General features: G+C 71.8%; 22 protein-coding genes and 1 pseudogene. 8 read left to right on the forward strand and 15 right to left on the reverse strand.

The genetic code is table 11. From position 1 onward, the window contains the following. Nucleotides 1–76 precede the first annotated feature (76 nt). From FXF51_RS17615 to FXF51_RS17620, 3 genes and pseudogenes are all read left to right on the forward strand, one after another. A pseudogene (locus FXF51_RS17615) lies at nt 77–838 on the forward strand (transposase); the annotation flags it as partial. Nucleotides 839–915: 77 nt separating this feature from the next. After that, on the forward strand, nt 916–1,260 hold the full coding sequence (locus tag FXF51_RS63775) for a transposase (RefSeq protein WP_411268365.1): 345 nt from the start codon (nt 916–918) through the stop codon (nt 1,258–1,260). Continuing rightward, complete coding sequence (locus tag FXF51_RS17620) at nt 1,257–2,003, forward strand: hypothetical protein (protein WP_148435566.1); 747 nt, start codon at nt 1,257–1,259, stop codon at nt 2,001–2,003. Before FXF51_RS63775 ends, FXF51_RS17620 begins: the two co-directional genes overlap by 4 nt. A 108-nt stretch (nt 2,004–2,111) precedes the next feature. On the opposite strand, the gene FXF51_RS17625 is transcribed toward FXF51_RS17620, so the two are convergent. After that, on the reverse strand, nt 2,112–3,200 hold the full coding sequence (locus tag FXF51_RS17625; protein ID WP_148435567.1) for an MFS transporter: 1,089 nt from the start codon (nt 3,198–3,200) through the stop codon (nt 2,112–2,114). A gap of 59 nt (nt 3,201–3,259) precedes the next feature. Between FXF51_RS17625 and FXF51_RS17630 the strand changes: the two genes are divergently transcribed. Beyond that, the gene (locus FXF51_RS17630; protein ID WP_148435568.1) at nt 3,260–3,781 is read left to right on the forward strand and encodes a MarR family winged helix-turn-helix transcriptional regulator; all 522 of its coding nucleotides are present in this window, start codon (nt 3,260–3,262) and stop codon (nt 3,779–3,781) included. Here the strand turns inward: FXF51_RS17630 and FXF51_RS17635 are convergent. From FXF51_RS17635 to FXF51_RS17665, 7 genes are all read right to left on the reverse strand, one after another. After that, nucleotides 3,778–5,142 carry a sulfatase-like hydrolase/transferase gene (locus FXF51_RS17635; protein WP_187414420.1) on the reverse strand — a complete coding sequence of 455 codons (1,365 nt, stop codon included), beginning with the start codon at nt 5,140–5,142 and terminating at the stop codon, nt 3,778–3,780. The two genes, FXF51_RS17630 and FXF51_RS17635, sit on opposite strands and share 4 nt — an antisense overlap. A 13-nt stretch (nt 5,143–5,155) precedes the next feature. After that, nucleotides 5,156–5,962: a carbohydrate ABC transporter permease gene (locus tag FXF51_RS17640; protein WP_148435569.1), complete on the reverse strand. Its 807-nt coding sequence runs from the start codon at nt 5,960–5,962 to the stop codon at nt 5,156–5,158. Beyond that, the gene (locus FXF51_RS17645) at nt 5,962–6,834 is read right to left on the reverse strand and encodes a carbohydrate ABC transporter permease (RefSeq protein WP_148435570.1); all 873 of its coding nucleotides are present in this window, start codon (nt 6,832–6,834) and stop codon (nt 5,962–5,964) included. The genes FXF51_RS17640 and FXF51_RS17645 overlap by 1 nt, the downstream gene beginning before the upstream one ends. Beyond that, complete coding sequence (locus tag FXF51_RS17650) at nt 6,831–8,096, reverse strand: ABC transporter substrate-binding protein (RefSeq protein ID WP_148435571.1); 1,266 nt, start codon at nt 8,094–8,096, stop codon at nt 6,831–6,833. The genes FXF51_RS17645 and FXF51_RS17650 overlap by 4 nt, the downstream gene beginning before the upstream one ends. A gap of 15 nt (nt 8,097–8,111) precedes the next feature. After that, a complete protein-coding gene (locus FXF51_RS17655; RefSeq protein ID WP_148435572.1) occupies nt 8,112–9,113 on the reverse strand; it encodes a LacI family DNA-binding transcriptional regulator in 1,002 nt (333 codons plus the stop codon). A 168-nt stretch (nt 9,114–9,281) separates the two neighbouring features. Then, complete coding sequence (locus FXF51_RS17660) at nt 9,282–9,956, reverse strand: 2-oxo acid dehydrogenase subunit E2 (protein ID WP_262379600.1); 675 nt, start codon at nt 9,954–9,956, stop codon at nt 9,282–9,284. Then, complete coding sequence (locus FXF51_RS17665; protein WP_148435574.1) at nt 9,953–12,133, reverse strand: thiamine pyrophosphate-dependent enzyme; 2,181 nt, start codon at nt 12,131–12,133, stop codon at nt 9,953–9,955. The genes FXF51_RS17660 and FXF51_RS17665 overlap by 4 nt, the downstream gene beginning before the upstream one ends. 90 nt (nt 12,134–12,223) lie before the next feature. Here FXF51_RS17665 and FXF51_RS17670 point away from each other — a divergent pair, with 90 nt between their 5' ends. From FXF51_RS17670 to FXF51_RS17685, 4 genes are read left to right on the forward strand one after another with little or no spacing between them, the layout of a single operon-like run. Further along, a complete protein-coding gene (locus tag FXF51_RS17670; RefSeq protein ID WP_148435575.1) occupies nt 12,224–12,715 on the forward strand; it encodes a VOC family protein in 492 nt (163 codons plus the stop codon). Then, nucleotides 12,702–13,343, forward strand: coding sequence for a GntR family transcriptional regulator (locus FXF51_RS17675; protein WP_222871332.1), 642 nt, complete (start codon nt 12,702–12,704; stop codon nt 13,341–13,343). Before FXF51_RS17670 ends, FXF51_RS17675 begins: the two co-directional genes overlap by 14 nt. After that, nucleotides 13,340–13,789: a (2Fe-2S)-binding protein gene (locus tag FXF51_RS17680; RefSeq protein ID WP_148435576.1), complete on the forward strand. Its 450-nt coding sequence runs from the start codon at nt 13,340–13,342 to the stop codon at nt 13,787–13,789. The genes FXF51_RS17675 and FXF51_RS17680 overlap by 4 nt, the downstream gene beginning before the upstream one ends. Then, entirely contained in the window at nt 13,789–15,717 is a 1,929-nt protein-coding gene (locus FXF51_RS17685; RefSeq protein ID WP_148435746.1) for a molybdopterin cofactor-binding domain-containing protein, read from the forward strand. The genes FXF51_RS17680 and FXF51_RS17685 overlap by 1 nt, the downstream gene beginning before the upstream one ends. 8 nt (nt 15,718–15,725) lie before the next feature. Here FXF51_RS17685 and FXF51_RS17690 read toward each other — a convergent pair whose 3' ends face one another. Genes FXF51_RS17690 through FXF51_RS17720 form a run of 7 tightly spaced genes read right to left on the reverse strand, consistent with a single transcriptional unit; the run spans nt 15,726 to nt 23,525 of the window. After that, the gene (locus FXF51_RS17690) at nt 15,726–16,964 is read right to left on the reverse strand and encodes a M24 family metallopeptidase (protein ID WP_222871334.1); all 1,239 of its coding nucleotides are present in this window, start codon (nt 16,962–16,964) and stop codon (nt 15,726–15,728) included. Then, nucleotides 16,961–17,875: an NAD(P)-dependent oxidoreductase gene (locus FXF51_RS17695; protein ID WP_148435577.1), complete on the reverse strand. Its 915-nt coding sequence runs from the start codon at nt 17,873–17,875 to the stop codon at nt 16,961–16,963. The genes FXF51_RS17690 and FXF51_RS17695 overlap by 4 nt, the downstream gene beginning before the upstream one ends. Further along, nucleotides 17,872–18,945, reverse strand: a complete 1,074-nt coding sequence (locus tag FXF51_RS17700) for an alpha/beta hydrolase family protein (RefSeq protein ID WP_148435578.1) — start codon at nt 18,943–18,945, stop codon at nt 17,872–17,874. The genes FXF51_RS17695 and FXF51_RS17700 overlap by 4 nt, the downstream gene beginning before the upstream one ends. Next, nucleotides 18,882–19,658 (reverse strand): ABC transporter ATP-binding protein, encoded by a 777-nt coding sequence (locus FXF51_RS17705; protein WP_148435579.1) that lies wholly within the window; start codon nt 19,656–19,658, stop codon nt 18,882–18,884. The genes FXF51_RS17700 and FXF51_RS17705 overlap by 64 nt, the downstream gene beginning before the upstream one ends. Continuing rightward, nucleotides 19,659–21,422, reverse strand: coding sequence for an ABC transporter permease subunit (locus tag FXF51_RS17710; RefSeq protein WP_148435580.1), 1,764 nt, complete (start codon nt 21,420–21,422; stop codon nt 19,659–19,661). Then, entirely contained in the window at nt 21,419–22,297 is an 879-nt protein-coding gene (locus FXF51_RS17715; RefSeq protein WP_148435581.1) for a branched-chain amino acid ABC transporter permease, read from the reverse strand. The genes FXF51_RS17710 and FXF51_RS17715 overlap by 4 nt, the downstream gene beginning before the upstream one ends. Before the next feature lie 4 nt (nt 22,298–22,301). Further along, a complete protein-coding gene (locus FXF51_RS17720; RefSeq protein ID WP_148435582.1) occupies nt 22,302–23,525 on the reverse strand; it encodes an amino acid ABC transporter substrate-binding protein in 1,224 nt (407 codons plus the stop codon). Nucleotides 23,526–23,607: the final 82 nt, after the last annotated feature.

Below are 23,607 nucleotides of genomic sequence, written 5' to 3' on the forward strand. Positions count from 1 at the left end.
AAACGAAGCGGCCCCATGATCACTGATGTGATCATGGGGCCGCTCTTGTCGTTTGGGGTGGGAAACGAGGTCTTCGGTGTCGTTGCGTCCGGCGGGTTCTGAGCTGATCCCTGCGACTACCAGGGAGGTGGCCTGGGCGGCGTTCCCGAAGGGGAGCATGGCGATCAGGATCCGTGACGAGCTGGGCGTGCTGTTCACGGACGACGACTTCGCCGAGGCGTTCTCGACGCGTGGACAGCCTGCCCTGTCGCCGGCGCGGCTCGCGCTGGTGTCGATCCTGCAGTTCACCGAGAACCTGTCCGACCGGAAGGCGGCTGAGGCGGTGCGGGCTTGGATCGACTGGAAGTACGCGCTCGGCCTGGAGCTGACCGATCCGGGCTTCGACCACTCGGTCCTGCGCGAGTTCCGCCTCCGGCTGATCGACGATGACATGGGCCAGCGGGTTTTCGATGCCGTGCTGGAACGCGCCCGCGAAGCCGGCCTGGTGCGCGGCGGTGGCCGGCAGCGTACTGACTCCACTCACGTCCTGGCGGTCATCCGGTCGATGAACCGGCTGGAGAAGGTGCACGAGACGTTGCGGGCGGCGCTGAACGCGCTGGCCGTGGTGGCACCCGATTGGCTGCTCCAGGAGTTCCGCGACGAGGATGGACAGGTCCGGTGGCGCACCTCGCAGGAGCAGCCGGCCTCCTCCGCACGCCTGATCTCCCCCTACGACGAGGACGCGCGTGTCGGCGTCAAGCGCGATACGCAGTGGAACGGCTTCAAGATCCACCTCACCGAGACCTGCGATGACGAAGCACCTCATGTGATCACCTACGTCACAACGACTTCGGCGTCCTGGCCTTCACCATCGACTGGGACAACGACAAGATCACCTGCCCGCAAGGCAAGGTCAGCAAGCGATGGGCCTACGAGCTGGACAAGAGCGGCACCGAGATCATCAAGGTCCAGTTCGCCCGGAAGGACTGCACGCCGTGTCCCGTCCGGCCTCAATGCACCCGAGCCAGCATTCCGCGCCGGCGGATCACTCTGCGAACCCGGGAGCAATACGAGGTACTCCATCAGGCCCGCATCAACGAAGACAGCCCTGCATGGAGGGCCCGCTACAGCGATCAACCTTACGCGGATCGACGTGTGGCTGATGGGCGTGCCCCTCGCCCCGACGAGGACCTCACACTTCGCTGCGCTCGCTGCGTAGGCCGGGGTGCCGTTAGCCGCGTTAACTTTCGTAGAGGGTGCCGGGTGACGATCGGCAGATGAATCACCCGGCACCCTCCGACAAGCTCACCGTTGTGAACACCTACTTTCCTGGACGGTGGATCGGTGGCGCGACGCTCGTCCTGGGCCCGGTCGTCCTGTGCGCCGGATACCTGTTGCGCTACCTGAGCACGATCACCGCTCTCACCCCTCAGCAGCAGGCATGGGCCGAGGTGCAGCCGTTCGCCGCCTACGGCCAGCTCTTCGCCTACGCCTCGGATCCCGCCCTGCTCACCCTCGCCTACGCGATCTTCGCGCTGGGGGCGCTGGTGCTCTTCCCCGCTTTCGTCGCCCTGGCTCAGCGGGTTGGCGGCGGCCTCGCCTTCTGGGGCGCCACCCTGCTGGTCACCGGGCTCTTCGCCCGCCTGTACTTCGCCGGTGCCGACCAGACCGCCTTCCAGCTCACCGAGGTCCTCGGACTGGACCAGGCGACAAACGCGATCATGAAGGAGTACGTCGACATCTCCTACGGACCGTGGCGAGTACCGGTCTGGGCCTCGGTCGGCCAGTACGCGGGCTCGCTCCTCCTGGCCGTCGCCGCCTGGCGCTCAGGCGTCTTCGGCACCGTCCGCGCCGCGATGTTGCTGCTGGCAGGAGGCACGTGGATGGGCGTGCTGAAGGGCTCCTCCATCCCAGACGTGCTGGTCACCGGCCTGCTCTGCGTGGCCCTGGTCCCGCTGGGCGTGCGGATACTGCAGGACCGGCTGACGGTTCCGGCCGGACGTCCGAAGTTGCTGAGCTGGTGAATGGACTCATCCATACCAAGCGGCGGACGTCCCATGCCCATATGCGGCCCGTGACATGTCGACTAACGGCACCAGGGCACGAAACTCAATTCGCCAGCAGCGTCCTGCTCAGGGCTCGGGGGCCGATCCCCGGGGCAGCGTGTGCCTGCGCGTGAAAGCGATGGTCAAGGCGGCTCCCAGGGCGGCGGTCACCAGGAGGAAGGCGGGGCCGCCGCCGTACCGGTAGCCGAGGGGCCCGGCCAGCGCGGCCCCGGTCGCGCTGCCGATCTGCCCGGCGGTGGTCAGCCAGCCGTACAGCTCGCCGCTGCGCCGCCCGGCGATCACCGCCGCGAGATGGTCGCTGGTCGCCAGCCAGGGCGCCAGCGCCACGCCGAACAGCACGATCGCGACGGCCATCGCCGCCACCGTGCCCGGCAGCGCCAGCGGCAGCGACGTCACCGCGAGCACGCCGAGCAGCCAGAGGTAGCGGTCGCGCCGGGCGCCGCGCGGCGTGCGGATCGCCAGTGCCAGACCGCCCGCGAGACTGCCCGCCGACCAGAGCGCCACCAGCAGCCCCGCCTGCTGCGGGGCGCCGGCGTGGGCGGCGAAGGCGGGCAGCAGCACCCACATCGCGCCCATGCAGATCCAGTACGCGAGGTAGGCGCCGCCCAGGGTGCGCACGGCCGGCATGGCCGCCAGCGACGGCCCCGCCGCCGCGGACCGGCGAGGCAGGGCGGGCGTCAGGGCGATCCCGGCGGCCAGCGCGACGGCGCCGGTGAGCGCGCTGGCGACCAGCGCGGCGGCCGGGCCCACCAGCGTCACCCAGCCGGACACCCATAACGGCGAGGCGATGTAGACCGTCTCGTTGGTGACCGCGTTGACGGCGTAGGCCCTGGCGGGGTCGCCCGACGCGGTGAGGTGCGGCAACATCGAGCGCAGGCTGCTGGAGACCGGCGGCGTGCACAGCCCCGACAGCGCCGCCGCCCCGATCACCGGCAGGGGGCCGTGGCTGACCGCGAGGGCGAGCTGGGCGGCGAGGAAGAGCGGGCCCGAGGTGATCAGCACCGCCCGGTCGCCGAAACGGGGCAGGGCGCGCGACCACCACGGGGCCGACAGGGCCATGCCCGTCGCCGCCGCGCCGCCCGCCAGGCCCGCGCTGGTGTAGCCGCCCGCCTGCTGGGCGGCCACCAGGGCGATGAGCAGCGGACGCATCGCCACGGGCAACTGTGCGGCATTGAGGAGGACAATCAGCGCCGGAACGCGTACATTCATCAGTAATGAATGCACGAGACCAGCATGCCGCAAACCTGCTCGGCGCGTCCGCCCTGCTCGTGACCGGGATCGTCCGCGACGCGGTGCACGAGACGGTCGGGGCCGGTGGCGCGCTCGGGGAGGCGTTGATCGCCATCAAGGACCAGCCTGGCCGCACGGCCGACTGGCTGGGGGGTGTGCTGCGGATCTCGCAGCCGGGCACCGCCCATCTGGTCCGCCGGCTGGTCGAGCAGGGGTGGGTCGTGCGCGAGAGCCACGGCCGGGCCCGGCCGCTGCGGCTCACGCCGGAAGGGGAGCGGGTGGCGGTGGCCGCCCTGGAGGCGCGGCAGGCCGCTCTGGGGCGGCTCGTCGGGCGGCTGAGCGGGGAGCAGCGGAAGCAACTGGCGGCCATCGCGGCGGAGCTGCTCGGGCCTGAGGCGCGTGACGACGTGCGGCTGGCCCAGCTCTGCCGCCTGTGCGACCGGGCCAGTTGCCCGCGATGCCCCGTCTACGAGGGGTGGCGGGAAACGACCCGGTCCAGCGACTAAGGGCGGGGCTGGTGGCCGTAGCGGACGGGCTTGGGGCCGCGCAGGCGGACCTCCGGGTCGGGCATGGCCTGCTCACGCCCCTCCCGCACCACCGCCGGCTCGACCACCGGTGCCGCCCCCTCGGCCTCGGCGATCCGCCGCACCAGCCGTTCCCGCAGCCCGGCCGCCACCCCCGCGTGGGAGGCGTATCCCGCCAGGTTGACCAGCTCGTACGGGTCGTTCTCCAGGTCGTACAGCGCCTGCTCGCGATACGACGGCGCGGCCGCGTCGTCCCAGGGGTGCGCGTCCTCGGCGACCGCGTAGTACTTCCACCGCGACGTGCGGATCCCGCGCCCCACCTCCGACTCGCTCACCTGGAAGAACACCTCCTCGGGCCAGGAGGCGCCGCGCGGGTCGCGCACCAGCGGCAGGAACGAGCGCCCCTGCATGTCGGAGGGCACCGGCAGCCCAGCGGCCTCCAGCAGCGTGGGCGGCAGGTCGAGGGTGCTGACCGGCCGGGAGATGGCGCCGCCGCCGTCGAAGCCGGGGCCGCGCAGCGCGAGCGGCACGCGCAGGGACGCGTCGTGGCAGGAGCGCTTGTACTCGCCGTTGCGCGTCTTGAAGTGGTTGCCGTGGTCGGAGGTGTAGGCGACGATCGTGTCGTCCAGCAGGTCCATGCTGCGCAGCGCGTCGAGCAGCCGGCCGAGGCCCTCGTCGAGGCGTTTGACCTGGCCGAGGTAGCCGCCCATGTGCTGGTGGGCGGTGCCGCCGAGGGCGGCCAGGTCCGGTGGCATCCAGCGGCCCTGGTAGCGCTCCTCGTAGCCGTCGGGGGCCGGGTAGTTGTCCACCTCGTTCTGGTGGTGCGGCTCCAGGAACGACAGGAACAGGTAGAACGGCTGGTCGGCGTGGTCGGCGACGAAGCGGATGCCCGCGTCCACGAGCGCGTCGGAGCGGTAGCCGGGCAGCATGACGGGCTCGTTCGCCTCGTCGTAGACGATGGTCCGGTAGGCGTCGGAGGTGTGCTCCAGCGCGTTGGCCGCCAGCCACGAGCGGTAGCCGCCGCGCCGGTCCTCGGGCACCGGCTCGGCGCCGGCCAGGTGCCACTTGCCGATGTAGCCGGTGGCGTAGCCGGCCGCGCCGAAGTGGTGGGCCAGCGTGCGCTCCTCGGGGGGCAGCACGCGGCCGTTGCGGTAGACGCCGGTCGTGGTCGGGTAGCGGCCCGTCTGGAGCGCGGCACGGGCGGGGGCGCACACCGGCTGCGGGGTGAGCGCGACCGTGGCCTGGGTGCCGCGCCTGGCCATCGTGTCGAGGTTCGGGGTGAGGGGGCCGACGGTGTCCCACCGCTGCTGGTCGGTGAAGACGACGATCACGTTCGGGCGCAAGACAGCAGACTCCTTATTTGAGACCGGTCAGGGCGATGCCCCTGACGAAGTATCTCTGGGTGAAGATGAACAGGACGGCGGTGGGCACGAAGAGGATCACCGAGCCGGCGGCCGTGAGGTGCCACAGCGTGAAGTACTCCTGGTTGAACAGGGTGAGCCCGACCGGGATGGTGCGCATCTCGGGCGTGGACGTGGCGACCAGCGGCCAGAGGAACTCGTTCCACTGGAAGACGAACGTGAACAGCCCGAGCACGGCCAGCGCCGGCCGCGTCTGCGGCAGGATGACGCTCCAGTAGACGCGCAGCTCGGAGGCGCCGTCGATGCGGGCGGCGTTGATCAGGTCGTCGGGGATGGGCTGGATGAACTGCCGCATGAGGAAGATGCCGAACGCGTCCATGAGGAACGGCGTGATCAGCCCCTGGTAGGTGTTCAGCCATCCCATGTTGGCCATCAGCACGTACAGCGGGATCATCCGCACGAAGAACGGCACCATCAGCGTGGCCAGCAGCGCCACGAACAGCGTGTTGCGCAGCGGGAAGCGGAACTTGGCGAAGACGTACCCGACGAGCGGGTCGAACACCAGGTGCGCCAGCGTGATCGCGCCGGCCACGATCAGGCTGTTGACGATGAAGTCGCCGAACGGCGCCCGGGCGAACAGCTCGGCGTAGTTGCCCCACTGCGGCGACTCCGGGACGAGCACGGCGTCGGCCGCCAGGGTCTCGGCCTCCGTCTGGAGCGACAGCGACAGCATGTAGAGCAGCGGCACGACCGTGATCAGCGAGGCGAGCCCGAGCAGGGTGTAGAGCAGCCACTTGCGCATCAGTACGTGACCTCCGAGCGCCGCCCGGCCCGTAGCTGGACCAGCGTGAACGCCACGATCACGATGAGCAGCAGCACCGACTGGGCCGAGGAGTAGCCGAAGTCCCTGGTGCGGAAGGCGACGTTGAAGATGTGGAAGACGGACAGGTCGGTGGCGTCGCCGGGCCCGCCGCCGGTGATGATGTACGCCTGCCCGAACGCCTGCAGCCCCGAGATGACCGCCATCACCGACACGAACAGCGTGGTGGGCGCGAGCAGCGGCAGCGTGATCCGCCAGAAGCGGCGCCAGGCGTCCGCCCCGTCGATCTTGGCGGCCTCGTGGTAGGTCTCGGGGATGCCCTGCAGCCCGGCCAGGAACAACACCATCGTGTAGCCGACGCTCTGCCAGAGCGTGACGGCGGCGATCGTGAGCAGCGGCGCGGTGTTGAGCCACTGCTGGGTGGGCAGCCCGATCGCCATCAGCGCCCGGTTCAGCACGCCCAGCTCGGGGTCGAGGATGTTGCGCCACAGCAGACCGACGATGGCGACGGAGGTCAGGTACGGCACCAGCAGCACCACCCGGAACACCACCCGCCCCTTGAGCGGCTGGTCGATGGCCATGGCCAGCGCCAGCCCGAGCACGATGGAGCCGAGCACCACCAGCACCGAGAAGAGCGCCGTCACCAGGAACGAGTGCCGCACGGCGGGGTCCGCCACGGCCTGGGCGTAGTTGCCCAGGCCGGTCCACTGGTCGGCCATCGGCCCGGTGCGGAAGCTGGTGGCCACCACGTTGCCGATGGGCAGGTAGAAGAACGCCGCGAAGAACAGGATCGCCGGGAGCAGGAACAGGTAGGCGGTCCTGGCGTAGCGGCCGTACAACGTGCGCGGCCTCACTTCAGGAAGCCCTCCGCGGTCTTGACGAAGCCGTCGAGCGCCTCGGCGGCCGGCTTGTTCTGGATGAGCACCTGCTGGTACATGACCTTGAGCTGCTCCTCCCACTTGCCGAGCTGGCCGGTCAGGCGCACCTCCTGGGAGGAGTCCCTGGCCGTGGGCAGGGCGTCGGCGAAGACCTTGGTGGCGGCGTCGGACTGCACCTCGGGCAGGTCCACCCAGGACTTGCGCGGCATGAGCATGCCGGTCTCCTTGGTGGCGGCCTGCTCGACCTGGAGGGCGGTGATGCGCTTGATGAAGTCCCACGACAGCTCGGGCCTGGTGGCCTTGGCGGGCACGAACATGCTGACGCCCGCCGCCTGGGTGGCCGCCGTCTTGTTCTTCAGCGGCGGGGCCACGCCGAGCTCGATGTCGGGGCTGGTCTTCCTGATGGGGTCGAGGTCCCACGGGCCGGTGAGGATCATCGCGGCGCGCTTGGCGGAGAACAGCTTCTGCGGGCCCGAGTAGTCGGTGCCCGCCACCGGCACCGGGGCCACCTTGTGCTTGTGCACGAGGTCGGCCTGGAACTGCAGGGCGGCGACCGCGTCGGCGCGCGGCTCCATGATCGCCTTGGTCTCCAGGTCGTAGGGGGTGACGCCGGCCTGCACCATCCACGGCCACAGGTAGGTGTAGTCCTGGTTGAGCGCGACGCCGTACACGCCGTCCTTGGTCAGTTTCCTGGCCGCGTCGAGGAACTCCTCCCAGGTGGCCGGCACCTCGACGCCCGCCTCGCGCAGCATGCCCTGGTTGTAGAGCAGCGTGTTGCAGGTCAGGTGGAGCTGCACCCCGTAGACCTTGCCCTGGTAGGAGTTGCGCTCGACCGTCACCGGCTGCCAGTCGGACGGGAAGCCCATGGCCTGTCCGTCGCGGTCGACGAAGTCCTGCAGCGAGCGCGCGTTGCCGGACACGGCGAACTCCTGCACCCACCCGCCGGGCTCCTCCACCAGGTCGGGCACGGTGCCGGAGGCGAAGTCGGCCAGCAGCCTGGTCCGCAGGTCGGGCCACTGGTACTTCTGCAGGTTGACCTTGACCTTGTTGGCCTGCTCGAACTCGGCGATCACCTTGCGGTAGGCCTGGTAGTCGTGGCCCGCGTTCCAGTAGACCGTGAAGGTGCCGGGCGCGGCGCTCTGCGTGGCGGGCGCTCCCGCGCAGGACGACAGGACGGGGACGGCGGCGGCGGCTCCGACGAGGCGGAGCAGGTCACGGCGTGAGGGGTGGGAGGGCATGTCGAGATTTCCCTTCTAGGACGAACCCCGCCGCACGAAGGTCCACGAACGGACGATCTCGCGGGCGGGCGGCGGCTCCTCGGCCTGGAGGCGGTCGAAGAGCAGGCGTACGACGTCGGTGTAGTCGTGGCGGAGCGGGCCGACGGTGCTGAGCTGGGGATTGCTGATGAGACCCTCGTCGATGTTGCCGACGCCGACGATGGCGACGTCGCCGGGCACGCTCAGCCCGAGGTCCCTGGCGGCCCAGATGGCGCTGATCGCCGCCCGGTCGGACGCGGCGAAGATCGCGTCGGGCCGGTCGGGTGAGCTGAGCAGCTCGGTCGCCGTCTGGTACGCGGCCACGCGGTCGTCCGCGCCGCCGGTGATGACGCGCTCGGCCCCGCCGTGCCGCTCCAGCGCGGTGAGGTAGCCGAGCAGCCGCCCCTCGGGCTTGTCGCGGTAGACCTCGTAGCGCTGGCCCATGAACGCGACGCGCCGCCTGCCGGTGTCCAGCAGGTGCTGGACGGCCTCGGCGCACGCCTCCACCTCGGGCGTGCGGACGACGTCGCAGCCGTCGAGCCCGCTCTCGTTGCTCATCACCACCATCGGCAGCCCGGTGGCGGCGAGCCCGTTGAGCAGGTCGTGCTCCAGATGGCCGCCGGTGAGGCGGATCAGGGCGCCGTCGGCGATGCCGCCGCGCAGCACCTCGACGGCCGCCTGGGCGCGCGCCTCGTCGTAGACGGAGAGCGTGACCACCGAGTAGCCGCGCGCGTCGGCCATCTCGTGCAGGTCGGTGGCCAGCCGGGCGTCGGTGGGCACTCCGCCGAACGAGCTGAGCACCAGGCAGACGCGCTGGGTACGGCGTTTGCGCAGGCTTCTGGCCGCCTGATTGGGGGTGTAGCCGAGCTGCCTGGCGGCGTCGAGCACCCGCTGCCTGGTCTCGGCGGCGACAGGACGGTCCTTGCCGCTGAGGACGTAGGAGACGGTCGCCACTGACACGTTCGCCAGCTCGGCCACTTGTCGTGCTGTTGGTCTCATGTTAGTCGAATAACCTAGCATTCCCTACAGGCTTATGGGGTAATCCAGGTGCCTGGATCTCGGGATATGAGTCACGGAAGGAGAAGTTGTCATCGGTCGGCTCTCGGCCGGTGTTAAACGATTAACACCGTATTCCTCACCTGCCGCCGGATCAAGAGGTGAAATTTTTCAGGCCAGGACGCGCACGGGGTCGGCGAGCAGGGCCAGGAACGCCGCCATCCAGGCCGTGGCCGCCGTGACGTCGATCGCGCCCGGGTCGGCGGACAGCGTCACGCGCATCACGTGACCCGCCTTGAGCCGGCCGTCCCCGCCCACCACCGGCTCCCTGCGCACGGCGCCCACGGCCAGGGCCGCCCGCTGAGGCGGGACGACCGGCGCGGTGAACTCCTCGGCGTCGAGGGCCAGCACCGCCATGACGCCGCCCTCCGGCACGGACGCGTCCGGGGCGTCCAGGGCGGCGGCGATGCAGGTGAGCGATCGGCGGTCCGCCTCGCGGAGCACCACGGTGCCGCCGGGGAGGGTGACGGAGAAATCCACGGTCACCGCGAGCGTCTGCCGGGAGGCCTGGGCGGCGGCCTTGAGCACGACGGGCAGGACCGTCATCGTGACGCCGCTCTCGCCGAGGCGGCGCAGGAGCTTGAGCAGCTTGCCCACGCGGGCGGTGCCGCGCACGGAGAAGTACGGCGTCGCCACCGGATCCCGCATCGCCGCCTCCACGTCGCGGCGGATCACGCGGCCGTCCGGGCCGGTGCCGGTGATCCCGCCGAGCGGCAGGCCCGCCTCCCTGGCCAGCCGCCGCGCCAGCGGGCTGGACAGGATCCGCGCGCCCGGGGCGGCGCTCACCACCACCTCGCCATCTCCACCAGCTTGGCGGCCACTTCCTCCTCCTGCGCAATGGCCGCCCGCTCCAGCACCTTGCTGATGCTCGGCGACGCCTCCCCGCCGGTCACCCGCTGCACCGGCCCGTCCAGCCAGTCGAACAGCCGCCGCTGGATCTCGTCCGCCAGCCACCCGCCGTACGACGCGCCCATCGGGCCCTGCTCGGCGATCAGCACGTTGTTCGTCTTCCTGACGCTCGCTTCGACCGTCTCCCAGTCGAGGCTCGCCCGGTCCAGCCAGCGCAGGTCGATCACCTCGGCGTCCACCCCCGCCGACTCGACGGCGCGCAGCGCGTACGCGGTCATCGCCAGGTACGTCAGCACGGTCACCTTCGAGCCCGCCCGCCGCACCCGTGCCCGCCCAACGGGGATGCAGTAGTCCAGGTCGTCCACCGGGCACTCCCCCGTGGAGCCGTACAGGTCGACGTGCTCCAGCAGCACGACCGGGTCACGGCAGCGCAGCGCGCTGTTCATCAGGCCGACGTAGTCGAACGGCGTGGACGGCGCGGCGATGCGCCAGCCGGGCGCGGTGGCGAACAGGCCCGCCGGGTCCATCGAGTGCTGGGAGCCGTAGCCGGTGCCCATGGCGACCTTGCTGCGCAGGACCAGCGGCATGGCGTCGCCGCCGCCGTACATGTGCCTGGCCTTGGCGATCTGGTTGAAGAGCTGGTCGGCGGCCACCCACATGAAGTCGGCGTACATGAGCTCCACCACCGGCGTGCAGCGCCCGTCGGATGCGATGCCGCCGGCCAGGCCCGTGAACGCGTTCTCGCTGATGGGGGTGCCGAGCACGCGGTCGGGGAAGGCCTCCTTGAGCCCTCTGGTGGCGCCGTTGGTGCCGCCGTTGAGCCGGTGCACGTCCTCGCCGAGCACGACGATGGACGGGTCGGCGCGCATCCGCCGCGCCATCACCCCCGACACGGCGTCGATGAACTTCCGCTCGGCCAGCTCGCCGGTGAACGTGTCGCGGTCGGCCAGCCGCGCGCCGCCGAACTCCGCGAGGTCGCCGCGCACGCCCACGTGCGCGAAGCCGGGGTCGGGCCACTGCCCCGGCCTGATCCTGCGCCTGCCTGGCGTGCCGCCGGGCAGGGGTTCGAGCAGCTCGCCGCCGACGTCCGCCATCAGGTCCTTCGCCCGTACGGTGGCGGCCTCCACCTCGGCGCGGCCGAGGATGCCGCGGCGGGCGAGGTGGCCCGCGAGCCGCTCGATCGGGTCGCGCGCCCGCCACTCCTGCTCCTCCTGCTTGCTGCGGTAGCCGAACGCGCTGCCGGGGAAGGGGCCGTTCTGGTGGAAGTAGCGGTAGACGTCCGCCTCGACGAGGACGGGGCCCTCGCCCGCCCGCATGTGCGCGACCGCCTCGCGCATGACCAGCCAGACGGCCAGCGGGTCCATGCCGTCCACCTTCCAGCTCGGCACGCCGAACCCGGGCCCGCGCGCCGACAGCCTCGGCTCGGCCGTCGCCTCGGCCACGCCGGTGGAGACGGCGTAGCGGTTGTTCTCCACGAAGAAGCAGAGCGGCAGCTTCCACGCGGCGGCCAGGTTCAGCGTCTCCAGGGTGGAGCCGATGTTGGCGGCCCCGTCGCCGAAGTACGTCACCGCGACCGCCCCGGTGCCCGCCCGCCGGTGCGCCCACGCCGACCCAGCCGCGAACGGCACGCCGCCGCCGACGATCGCGTTCGTGCCGATGGCGCCGGCCTCCTTCCAGCGCAGGTGCATGGAGCCGCCACGGCCGTGGCTGAAGCCGCGGTCCAGGCCGCAGATCTCGGCGAGCGTACGCAGCAGCACCTCGCGCACCTCCGGCGAGAACTCCCCCGCCGGGTCGACGCCCTTCGGCTCGACGTGCGCCAGCGCCTTGGCCAGGAACTGGTGGTGCCCCCGGTGGGAGCCGTTGACCGTGTCGCCGGGGGCCAGCGCCAGGATCGAGCCGGCCGCGCCGCCCTCCTGGCCGATGCTGGAGTGCGCGGGGCCGTGCACCAGGCCCGCCCTGGCCAGGTCGAGCACGTACTCCTCGAACGTCCTGATCAGCAGCAGGTGGCCGAGCATCGTGGTCAGCAGGTGCGGGTCGGCGGCGTCCCAGTCGTCGCCGGTGGCGGCCACCTCGACCCAGGGCGCCGGCGGTTCGAGCCTGTGATGCTGGGGCATTCCTCAGCGTTACACGGGATGGATCCAAAGAACAGCCCTAGGCGGCTCATGCGGGCGGGCATAGGCTGTTTTGGATCCAAAGGAGGGTCGATGAGCGGACTTCCCGGCTTGAGCCGCCTTGATCACATCGGCTTCACGGTGCCGGATCTGGAGCAGGCCAGGGCGTTCCTGGTGGACGTGCTCGGCTGCGAGTACCTGTACTCGATCGGCCCGTTCCGCCACGACGACACCGCGTGGATGCGGGAACGGCTCAACGTGCACCCCCGGGCGGTGATGGAGCGGCTGCACTTCTTCCGCTTCGGCGAGCGGACGCTGTTCGAGGTGTTCCAGTACTCGGCGCCCGGGCAGCGCCGCGAGCCGCCGCGCAACAGTGACGTCGGCGGGCACCACGTGGCGCTGTGCGTGGAGGACCTCGACGCGGCCGTCGGCTACCTGCGCGGCCGGGACGTCCAGGTGCTCGGGGAGCCGTCGGCCAGCATGGGTCCTGTCCCGGGGAAGCGGTGGGTGTACTTCCTGGCGCCTTGGGGCATGCAGTTCGAGCTGGTCTCCTATCCGGGGGCGTTCGACCGTGCGGGCGCCTGAGAGCCAGCGGGTGGCCGACCACCTGCGTGAGGCCATCCTGAGCGGGGCGATCGCGCCCGGCGAGCGGATCAGGCAGGAGGAGCTGGCCGAGCGGCTCGGCGCCAGCCGGCTGCCGGTCCGCGAGGCGCTGCGCATGCTGGCGGCGGAGGGGCTCACCGAGCACCATCCGCGCAGGGGCGCGCGGGTGCCCAAGCCGGGCATGCACGAGGTGGAGGTGATGTACCGGATGCGCGAGCGGCTCGAACCTCTCGCCCTGGCCGAGAGCATCCCCCACCTGACCGCCGGCGACCACCGGCGGCTGGCGGCCGTCCAGGACAAGATCGAGGCCGGCACCGATCTCGGCGAGTTCCTCGTGCTGGACCGCGAGTTTCACCTGCTGACGTACAGCGGGTGCGCGATCGAGCAGCTCTCCGGCATGGTCGTCAGGATGTGGAACGCGACGCAGCACCACCGGCGGGCGTTCATGCGGCTGACGGGGCCGGCGCGGCGGTGGGTCGTCAACGCCGAGCACCGGCTGCTGCTCGACGCCATCGAACGGCGCGACGTCGAGGACGCCGAACGGTGCCTCAGCGGGCACATCCGGCGGACGCGGGTGGAGCTGTCCCAGCATCCCGAGGTGTTCACATGATCCGGCTGACCGTCAACGGGGCCGCCGCCGAGGTGGCCGCCGACCCCCGCACGCCGCTGCTCGACGTGCTGCGCGGAGAGCTCGGGCTGGTAGGGACCCGTTTCGGGTGCGGGGCCGGGTTGTGCGGGGCATGCTTCGTGCTGCTCGACGGGGTGGTGACGGCCGCCTGCGACACGCCGCTGTCGGCCGCGGAGGGGCGGGCCGTGGTGACGGTCGAAGGGCTCGCCCCCGGGGACGAACTGCACGCGGTGCAGCGGGCGGTGCTGGAGGAGCAGGCGGGGCAGTGCGGGTATTGCCTGCCGGGGATGCTCGTCAGCGCTGCCGCGCTGCTGGCCCGCGAGCCGCGGCCGTCCGAGGAGGCGGTGGTGTCGGCCCTCGATCGGCACCTGTGCCGGTGCGGGGTGCAGCGCCGGGTGGTGCGCGCGGTGCTGAAGGCGGCGCAGTGATGGGGCAGGAGATGGTGTTCGTCTCGGACGACGGCGTGGTGTCGGTGCGAGGCGATGGCGTGATCTTCGTGCGGGCCGGGAAGGTGGAGCTGGGGCAGGGGGTGCTCACGGCGCTGGCCCAGATCGCCGCCGACGCGCTGGGGGTCGAGCTGTCCCGGGTGCGGATGCTCGCCGCCTCTACCGGCGCCGGGCCCGATCAGGGGGTCACGGCGGGCAGCATGTCCGTGGCCGTCGCGGGGGCGGCGCTGCGGGAGGCGTGCGGACGCGTGCGCGCTGAGGCGGGGCTTGCCGAGGCGGGGCTTGCTGAGACGGGGCTTGCTGAGGCGGGGCGGTTCGTCGGGATGAGCGTGCCCCGACTGGACCTTCCCGACAAGGTCGCCGGCCGCCCCCGTTTCATCCACGACCTGCGCCTCCCCGGCCAGCTCCACGGCCGGGTCCTGCGCCCGCCCTCCCCCGCCGCCCGCCTGACCCGCCTCACCCCCGCCCCCGGCCTCCACGTCGTACGCGACGGCTCGTTCGCCGGCGTCCTGGCCGAGACGGAGGCGGAAGCCGACCGGGCACTGGCCGCCCTCGCCCGCGCCGCCGAATGGGACGACCACGACACGCTCCCCGACGAGCACGACCTGCACACCTTCCTCCGCCGGGGCCCGCACGAGACGATCACCGTCCGCACCCCCGACGGCCCCGCCCCCGAGGGCGAGCCGCACGCGGCCACCTACAGCAGGCCGTTCATCGCGCACGCCTCGATCGCCCCGAGCTGCGCCGCCGCCCGCTGGAACCCCGGCGGCACCCTGGAGGTCTGGAGCCACACCCAGGGCGTCCACCCCCTGCGCAGAGCCCTCGCCCAGCTGCTGGAGGCGGAGGTCGAGGTCCACCACGTCGAGGGCGCGGGCTGCTACGGCCACAACGCCGCCGACGACGTGGCGCTCGACGCGGCCCTGCTGGCCCGCGAGGCCGGCGGCAGGCCGGTGCACGTGCGCTGGAGCAGGCGCGACGAGCTGACCTGGGCCCCGTTCGGCTCGGCCATGTCGGTGGACGTGGCGGCGACCGTGGACGAGGCGGGGCTGGTGCGTTCCTGGCGGTACGACGTGTGGAGCCAGGGCCACCTCAGCCGCCCCGGTTACGCGGGCGGCGTGCCCGGCCTGCTCGCCGGCGCCCACCTGGAGCGACCCTGGGCGTACCCGCCGGCCGTGGACCCGTCGCCGCAGTCCGGCTCGGGCATGGCGCGCAACGCGGTGCCCGGCTACGACTTCCCGTGGCTGGAGATCACCGGCCACCGCGTGCTGGAGACGCCGATCCGGTCGTCGGCGCTGCGCTCCCTCGGCGCGTTCACGAACGTCTTCGCCATCGAGTCGTTCATGGACGAGCTGGCCCTCGCCGCGGGGATGGACCCGCTGGCGTACCGGCTGGCCCACCTGAGCGACCCCCGCGCCCGGGCGGTCGTGGAGCGCGCGGCCGACGCGGCGGGCTGGGGCGCGCCCGGACTGGGGCTGGGGTTCGCCAGGTACAAGGGCGTGGGCGCGTACTGCGCGGCGGTGGCGGAGGTGGCGGCCGAGCAGGACGTGCGGGTGCGCCGCCTGACAATCGCCGTGGACGTCGGCCAGGTCGTCAACCCCGACGGCGTGCGCAACCAGATCGAGGGCGGCGCCACCCAGGCGACGAGCTGGACGCTGAAGGAGCGGGTGCGGTTCGACCGGCGGGCGATCACCAGCGGCGACTGGGAGAGCTACCCGATCCTGCGGTTCTCCGAGGCGCCCGAGGTGGCGGTGGAGCTGGTCGAGCATCCGGGCACGCCGTCGGTGGGGGCGGGTGAGGCGGCGCAGGGCCCGGTGGCGGCGGCCATCGCCAACGCGCTCGCCGCGACGCTCGGCGTCCGCGTCCGTGACCTCCCGCTGGACCGCGAGGCGGTGCTGAACGCCATCCGGTAGCCGGCCGTTCAGTAGGCGCTGGCCACGATCAGCTCCTTGGCCGGGAACAGCGTCAGCACCCGGCACCCCTCCGGCGTCACCACGACCTCCTCCTCGATCCGCGCCGCCGAGAACCCGTCGCTCGCCGGACAGTACGTCTCCAGCGCGAACACCATCCCGGCCCGCAGCTCGATCGGCTCCCGCATGCTGTTGAGCCGCGAGATGATCGGCCGCTCGTGCAACCCCAGCCCCAGCCCGTGCCCGAACTGCAGCCCGAAGGCGGCCATCTCGTCCTCGAACCCGAACTCGGTGGCCTTCGGCCACACCGCCGCCACCTGGTCGGTGCCCACCCCTGGTTTGATCATCGCGATGGAGGCGTCCATCCACTCGCGGGCCTTGACGTACGCCTCCCGCTGCGACGCGGTCGCGCTGCCCACGCCGAACGTGCGGTAGTAGCACGTCCGGTAGCCGTTGTAGGAGTGGATGATGTCGAAGAACGCCTGGTCGCCGGGCCTGATCAGGCGGTCGGAGAAGTTGTGCGGGTGCGGGTTGCAGCGTTCGCCGCTCACCGCGTTGACGGCTTCGACCTGGTCGGAGCCCATCTCGTAGAGGCGCTTGTTGACCAGGGCGACGATCTCGTTCTCGCGGATGCCGGGTCTGAGCGCCTCGACGACGTCGTGGTAGACGCCGTCCACCATGGCGGCGGCCTGCGTGAGCAGCATGAGCTCGTCGGCGGACTTGATGACGCGGGCGTCCAGCATGAGCTGCTGGCAGTCCACCACGCGCAGGCCCTGCCGCTGCATCTCGAACAGGAACGGCGGCTCGACGATGTCCACGCCCACCGGCTCGCCCGCGAGCCCGGCGTCGGTCAGGATGCCCTTGAGCTCGCGGACCGCGTACCGCATGAGCCCGGCCGTGGGGGCGATGGCTCCGCGCAGGCCCAGCATGCCCGCGTGGCAGTCGTCCGGGTCCAGCCATGGGCTGTGCAGGCGGTGGTGGCGGGCGGCGGAGCCGAAGTCCCAGAGTTTGGGCGAGCCGCCGGGGGTGAGCAGGGCGTACCTGGTCATCTTGTCGCCGAGGGCGCCGCCGATCCACGTCTGGGTGACGTACCTGATGTTGTAGAAGTCGAACAGCAGGAACGCGCCGCACTCGCCGCCCGCCAGCGCGGCGCGGGCCCGGTCGAGGCGGTAGGTCCGCAGGCGGTCGAAGTCGACGCGCTCCTCGTAGTCGACGCCCATGTGCCCGGGGGCGGGCAGCGGCCCGGTCACGAGCCGAGCCCGTCGTCCACGGCCACGTCCTCGGGTTTGAGCTCCAGCCCGGAGGCGGCGGCCTGGAGGTCGAGCAGGATGGCGAAGTCCTCGCCGGTCCTGCCGGTGCCGATGGCGGCCTGCACGAGCTGCGCGGTCAGCGCGGTGACCGGCATGGGCACGCCGAGCTCGCGGGCGGCGGCCAGCCCCAGGTCGAAATCCTTGCGCAGGAGCACGGGGGTGAAGGTGGGCGTGTAGTCGAGGTGCACGAACGCCGGGGACTTGTAGCGGGTGAACGGCGAGCCGACGACGCTGTCGTTCAGGAACTCCAGGAACGCGTGCCGGGGCACGCCGCCCTTCTCGGCCAGCACGGTGGCCTCGGCGAGCGTCTGGGCGACGACGCCGAGCAGCAGGTTGTGCGCGATCTTCACCAGGCGGGCGATCTCCCCCTCGCCCGCGTACGTGGCCGACCTGCCCAGGTGCGCCAGCAGCTCCGACACCCGCTCGTACGTCTCGCGCGGCCCCGAGCAGACGAAGCTGATCAGCCCCGCCTTGACGGCCTTGGCGTTGCCGCTGACCGGCGCGGCCAGGAAGCCGCTGCCGTTCCTGGCGCAGGTGGCGCGGGCGGCGGCCGAGGCCTCGGCGGACACGGTGGAGCAGTCCACCACGACGCCGGGCCCCGCGCCGTCGGCGAACAGCTCGTCCAGGACCTCCGTGAGGTCGCCCGAGGCGGCGACCGTGGTGAAGACGACGTCGCGGTCGCGCAGGGCGGCGACGTCGCCGACGACCTGGATGCCGTGCGCGCGCAGCGGCTCCGCCTTGGCCCTGGTTCTGTTCCACACGGCCAGGTCCACCCCGGCCGCCGCCAGCCGTTCGGCCATGGCGTAGCCCATGCGGCCGGTGCCGATCCAGCCGGCCCTGTCTCGAGTCATCGCTGGGTGCCTTTCGCGAGCCGCTGGGCCAGCCAGTCGGCGGTGTAGGGACGATGCCAGGGGGTGAGGTTGGCGCAGCCGTGGTTGCCCTCTTCGAGCATCAGCAGCTCGCTGTCGCCGCCCGTCGCGGCGGCCAGCCGTTCGGCCTGCCGCCAGGGGATGAGCCGGTCCTTGCGGCCGAACACGACGAGCAGCGGGGCGGTGATCGCGGGCGCGGTGCCCTCCATGGTGAGGGTGGCGGCGATGCGGCGGGCCTCCTCCTGGGTGGGGGCTCCCGCCCGTACGCGGAAGGTCTCCCTGCTCAGCTCGGGCAGGCAGCCCCAGCAGTCGCCGAAGTCGTACGGCCCTGCCAGCGCCACGCACGCCTTGACCCGGCCGGCCTCGGCCGCCGCCACCCTGGGCGCGTAGTAGCCGCCGAGGCTGACGCCCCAGACGCCGAGCCGGGCAGGGTCCACGCGCGGTTCCCCGGCCAGCGCGTCGAGCAGCGCCTTGCCGGGCCCCGACCAGTCGGCCCTGATGGGCAGGTCGTACTCGGCCTCGCCCTGCCCCGGCCCGTCCACGGCGAACGTGGCCAGCCCGCGTTCGAGGAAGAGCTGCTCGACGACCCGGTGCTCCTCCTTGGCGGAGTCCAGCCCGGACAGCATGAGGACGGCGGGATGCGGCCCAGGCCCCGGGGGCAGGCGGAGGACGCCGACGAGCGTGCCGCCCTCGAAGTCGATCTCGATCCGCCTGCCGGGCGGCGACAGGTGGGGCAGGGCGTCGTCGAGGCAGGTGACGGCCCGCTGGTGGGCGCGGCGCGCCTGGCCGGGGTCGTCGGTGTAGACGAACTTGGCGAAATGGAAGTAGAGCGCGGCCTGCGCCAGGTGCCGGCCGGCCGACAGCAGCCGCCCGGTGGCCAGCGCCTGCCTGCCGAGCCGTTCGTGCTCGGCGGCGACGGCCCACCAGGCGGAGCACCAGCCGTCCCAGGAGTCCAGGTCGCGGGTGATGCGCTCGAGGTCGGAGACGGTCACGCCGTTGGCGGCGAACCGGGGTCCCCAGTGCGCGATGGCGGAGGCGACTCGCTCGTCCACCGTGTACCTCCTCCCAGGTAGAGCGACGCGATCTCGGGGTTGTCGCGGACGGCGGCGGCCGTGCCGGTCAGGCGGACCCGGCCGCCCTCCATCACCACGCCGTGCGTGGCCAGGCCCAGGCCGAGCCGGACGTTCTGCTCGACCAGCAGCACCGTGGTGCCGGCCTGGCTGAGCCGCTGGATGACCTCGGCGACGCCGGCCAGCCCGCGCGGGTCGAGGCCCAGCGACGGCTCGTCGAGCAGGATGAGGCGCGGGTCGAGCATGAGGCAGCGGGCGATCTCGACCATGCGCCGCTGGCCGCCGCTCAGGTTGCCGGCGTGCTCGCGGGCCCGCTGCGCGACGACGGGCATGCGTTCCCTGACCTGGTCGAGGCGCTCGCGCAGCAGTTTCCTGTCCTTGCGGATGAGGTAGCCGCCCATCAGCACGTTCTCCTGCACGGACATGGCGGGGAACAGCGCGTGCGACTGCGGCACCTGGGCGACGCCCCTGCGCAGGATCTCGGCGGGCGCGCGCCCGCCGATGGGCTCGCCGTCCAGGCGGATCTCGCCCTCGGTGGGGGCGATCAGGCCGCTGATCGCCCGCAGCACCGTGGACTTGCCGGCGCCGTTGGGCCCGACCACGCAGGTGATCGTGCGCTCGGCGCACTCCAGGTCCACGCCGCGCAGCACGCTGCCGCCGCCGTAGCCCGCCACCACCGCCTTGAGCTGCAGCATCTATCTCACCGCCGGCGTCCAACCGGCCCCCAGGTACGCCTCCAGCACCGCCGGGTCATCCCTGATCCGCTCCGGTGTCCCTTCCGCGATCACCCGGCCGCCGGCGAGCACCGTGACCGGGTCGCACAGGTCGAGCACGAGGGGGATGTCGTGCTCGACGACGAGGAACGTGACGCCGGCCGCGTTCAGCTCGCGGATCACCTCGGTGATGTGGCCGAGCAGGCCGGGGTTCACGCCGCCCGCCGGCTCGTCGAGCAGGATCAGGCGGGGTTCGAGCATGAGCACCTGGGCCAGCTCGACGAGCTTCTGCTGCCCGTACGACAGCGCGCCCGCCGGCTGGGCGGCGAAGCGGCCGAGCCCCACCAGGTCGAGCAGCTCGCGGGCGCGTTCGGCCTCGTGGCCGTGCACGGCGTCGGACAGCATGGTCCGCCAGCGGGAGTCGGCGAGCGGGGCGACCACGTTCTCCTGAATGCTCAGGTCAGGGAACAGCCTGGTCACCTGGTACGACCGGCCCAGCCCGAGATGGCAGCGCCGCCAGGGCCGCAGCCCGTCGATGCGCCGCCCGTCCAGCCTGATCTCGCCCGAGTCGGCCGGCAGCCCGCCGGTGATCAGGTTGAACAGGGTGGTCTTGCCGGAGCCGTTGGGGCCGATCAGCGCCGTGATCGTGCCCTGCCGCACGTCGAGCGAGACGTCGTCCACGGCGACCAGCCCGCCGAACCGCTTGGAGACGCCGCGCAGCGACAGCAGCACCTCGCCCTGCGCGGGTCTTTCCGGCAGCCGATCGCGCACGGAGGTCACGACCGGCTGCTCGATGTACTCGACCGGCGCCGGATGCCTGCGCCGCCACCACTCCCGCACCGTCGGCAGCAGCCCGTTCGGCAGGAACAGCACGACCAGCACCAGCGCCCCGCCGAACAGCAGCACCCGCGACTGCACGCCGCCCGCGTAGACGGTCGCCGCCTCGCCGGCCAGGTTGACCAGGAACGCGCCGACGACCGGCCCGTACAGTGTGCCGCGCCCGCCGGCCAGCGCGGCCAGCACGATCGTGACGCTGCCGAGGATGGCGAAGGAGCCGACGGGGTTGATGAAGGTGAGGTAGTAGGCGTAGACGCCGCCGCCGACGCCGATGAAGAACGCGCTGGCCGCGTACGCGACGATCTTGAAGCGGGTGGTGTTGACGCCGATGGAGGCGGCCTTGCCCTCGTCCTGGCGGATCGCGACCAGCCCCGTGCCGAGCTTGGTGCGCCGCAGCCACGCGCTGAACAGCACCGTGAGCACCAGCAGCAGGAGGAAGGCGTAGTAGAAGGGGATGTTCTGGAAGTCGCGGTGCCAGAACGGCAGCTCCAGCGTGATCCCGTCGGAGCCGCGCGTCAGGCCCCTGAGGTTGACCGCCAGGATCTGCGCGGCGAGCAGCATCGCGATCGTGATGATGACGAACGCGTGCCCCCGGGTCCGCAGCACGACCGAGCCGATGAGCACCGCCACCACCGTCGCCACCACTCCGCCGAGCGGCGCCACCCACAGCGGGTTCACCCCCCAGCGCAGCGCGAGGATGCCCACCGTGTACGACCCGAGCCCGAGGAACATGCTGTGCCCGAGCGAGACGTAACCGGCGTACCCGGCGATGATGTTCCAGCTCGACGCCTGGATCGCCAGCAGGAACCCGAGCAGCAGCACCGCCTGCGGGTACGGCTGCCACGGGTTGACCACGGGATAGACCAGCAGCACGACCAGGCACGCCGCCGCGACGGCATGGGCCTTCACGCGGCGTCCTCCCTCAGCCGCGCCCCGAACAGCCCCTGGGGCCTGACCAGCAGCACCGCCATGATCACCAGGTAGAAGACGAGCGTGGACCAGCCGAGCGAGCCGTACGTCGCGGTCAGCGTCTCCGCCAGCCCGAGGACGATCGCCCCGACGACCGCGCCCGGCAGGCTGCCCAGGCCGCCGAGCACCACGATGCCGAGCAGCCGCGAGATCCACTCGTAGTGGGAGGCGGGGAAGAACGGATACAGCACCGACAGGATGGACCCGCCGACCCCGGCCGTCGCGCTGCCGATCGCGAACGCCAGCGCCGCCGTGCCCGCCGCGCCCACGCCGACCAGCGCGGCACCCGACGGGTTCTGCGTGGCCGCCCTGATCGCCCGTCCCGTCCAGGTCCTGTTCAGCACCACGTACAGCACCGCCAGCACCGCCACCGCCGCCAGGAACCCGAACACCTGCGCCTTCGGCAGCGAGATCGAGCCGGCCATGAACGACTCCTCGAAGTACGACGGCGCGGCGGACTTGAACTTGTTGCCCGCGGTGAGGTTCAGCACCCCCTCGATGACCAGCGCCAGCCCGAACGTCAGCAGCACCGACATGGACGGCGACGCCCCCCGGATCCGCGAGACCAGCAGCCGGTACGCCAGCCACCCGAACCCGAACATCATCGGCGTGGTCACCACGGACGCCACGATCGGGTCGATCCCCGTCCTGTTCCACAACCACCACGTCACCATCGCGACCAGCACCAGGAACGCGCCCTGCGCCACGTTGATGATCCGCATCACCCCGAAGATCAGCGTCAGCCCGGACGCCATGAGCGCGTAGACCCCGCCGATCAGCAGCCCCAGCGCTACCGCCTGCGTGAAGTGCGCCATCGCCTCACTCCCAGCCGGGCTTGGGGTTCACCACGGTCTTCGTGGTCGCCAGCTCGGGCGGCCCGACCACCTCGACCTTGCCGCCCTGCCACTGGGCCAGCAGGAAGCTGCCCTCGGGCTCGCCGTTGTCCTTCCAGCTCAGCGGGCCGAGCAGGGTCTGCACGGTGTTCGCGTGCAGCCAGTCCTTGATCTTGTCCTGGTCGACCGCGCCGACCGCCTCGACGGCGGCCTGCAACACCTGTGCGGCGGCGAACGCGTCGGCGGCGTCCTCGGCGGGCGGCGCGTCGTAGGCCTTCCTGTACGCGGCCACGAACTCGGCGTTCAGCGGCGTGTCCGCCTTCTCGTTCCAGCTCACCGTGTAGAAGACGCCTTCGGTGTTCGCCACGCCGACGCCTTCGCTGTACTGGCTGGAGTTGCTCGGCGCGGACGTCTGGAACAACGTCTTCGGCGAGAAGCCGAGCTGCTTGAGCGAGCGCACCAGGCCCACGCCGTCCTCGAACACCGCGCCCTGCGCGACCAGGTCGGGCTTCTCGCTGGCCAGCGTGCTGGCGACGCTCTGGAAGTTGGTGGTGTCGGCGGGGTAGACCTCGTTGTAGACGGTCTTCACGCCGAGCGCCTCCAACTGCTGCCGCATCGACTCGATGACGGGCAGCGCGAACGGGTCGTCCTGGCTGGGGTAGGCCGCCGTCTTCGGGCGCTCGCCGTCCGGCAGCGACTTCACCCAGTTCACGAACACGTCGGCCTGGCGGGGCGCGGTGGCCGGCTGGGCGAAGAAGAGGTACTGGAAGCCGCGCGTGAACATGTCGGGCGCGCCGCCCGCCGGCTCCACGAACACCATGCGGTTCTTCTCCGCCACCGCCGAGGCCGGATAGTTGAGCAGCGAGGAGAACGTGCCCAGCACGAGGTCCACCTTGTCCTGCGTGATCAGCTTGGTGTAGTCGGCGACCACCGTGTCCTGGTTGCTCGCGTCGTCCACGATCTTCAGCTCGACCTGCCTGCCCAGGACGCCGCCCGTGGGGTTGACCATGTCGCGCCAGATCTCGTAACCGCGCTTGGCCTCGCTGCCCGGCTGCGCGAAGTCGCCGGTCAGCGGGAGCGAGACGCCGATGACGAGCGGCGCGGCCGTCTCGCCCGCCCGCGTCTGCGACGGGCGCTGCCCGCAGGCCGTCAGCGCCAGGGCGGCCACCATCGCGATCGTCAGGGACAGGCGGGCGGGCTGGGCGGTCATGAGCCCTCCTTCGATGGGCTTCCCCCGCAAACGATTGCGCTGCCCTGGAGCATCCGTGGGGATGCGGTTACTGTCAAGGGTC

The organism is Nonomuraea sp. PA05 (assembly GCF_008086045.1).
Classification (GTDB): domain Bacteria; phylum Actinomycetota; class Actinomycetes; order Streptosporangiales; family Streptosporangiaceae; genus Nonomuraea; species Nonomuraea monospora.

Coding starts and splice junctions, on each gene's coding strand:
- FXF51_RS17715 (WP_148435581.1), bottom strand. CDS start 22,297: ATGGCGCACTTCACGCAGGCGGTAGCGCTGGGGCTGCTGATCGGCGGG.
- FXF51_RS17640 (WP_148435569.1), bottom strand. CDS start 5,962: ATGCGCAAGTGGCTGCTCTACACCCTGCTCGGGCTCGCCTCGCTGATC.
- FXF51_RS17670 (WP_148435575.1), top strand. CDS start 12,224: ATGAGCGGACTTCCCGGCTTGAGCCGCCTTGATCACATCGGCTTCACG.
- FXF51_RS17655 (WP_148435572.1), bottom strand. CDS start 9,113: ATGAGACCAACAGCACGACAAGTGGCCGAGCTGGCGAACGTGTCAGTG.
- FXF51_RS17630 (WP_148435568.1), top strand. CDS start 3,260: ATGAATGCACGAGACCAGCATGCCGCAAACCTGCTCGGCGCGTCCGCC.
- FXF51_RS17650 (WP_148435571.1), bottom strand. CDS start 8,096: ATGCCCTCCCACCCCTCACGCCGTGACCTGCTCCGCCTCGTCGGAGCC.
- FXF51_RS17620 (WP_148435566.1), top strand. CDS start 1,257: ATGAATCACCCGGCACCCTCCGACAAGCTCACCGTTGTGAACACCTAC.
- FXF51_RS17695 (WP_148435577.1), bottom strand. CDS start 17,875: ATGACTCGAGACAGGGCCGGCTGGATCGGCACCGGCCGCATGGGCTAC.
- FXF51_RS17680 (WP_148435576.1), top strand. CDS start 13,340: ATGATCCGGCTGACCGTCAACGGGGCCGCCGCCGAGGTGGCCGCCGAC.
- FXF51_RS17685 (WP_148435746.1), top strand. CDS start 13,789: ATGGGGCAGGAGATGGTGTTCGTCTCGGACGACGGCGTGGTGTCGGTG.
- FXF51_RS17665 (WP_148435574.1), bottom strand. CDS start 12,133: ATGCCCCAGCATCACAGGCTCGAACCGCCGGCGCCCTGGGTCGAGGTG.
- FXF51_RS17705 (WP_148435579.1), bottom strand. CDS start 19,658: ATGCTGCAGCTCAAGGCGGTGGTGGCGGGCTACGGCGGCGGCAGCGTG.
- FXF51_RS17720 (WP_148435582.1), bottom strand. CDS start 23,525: ATGACCGCCCAGCCCGCCCGCCTGTCCCTGACGATCGCGATGGTGGCC.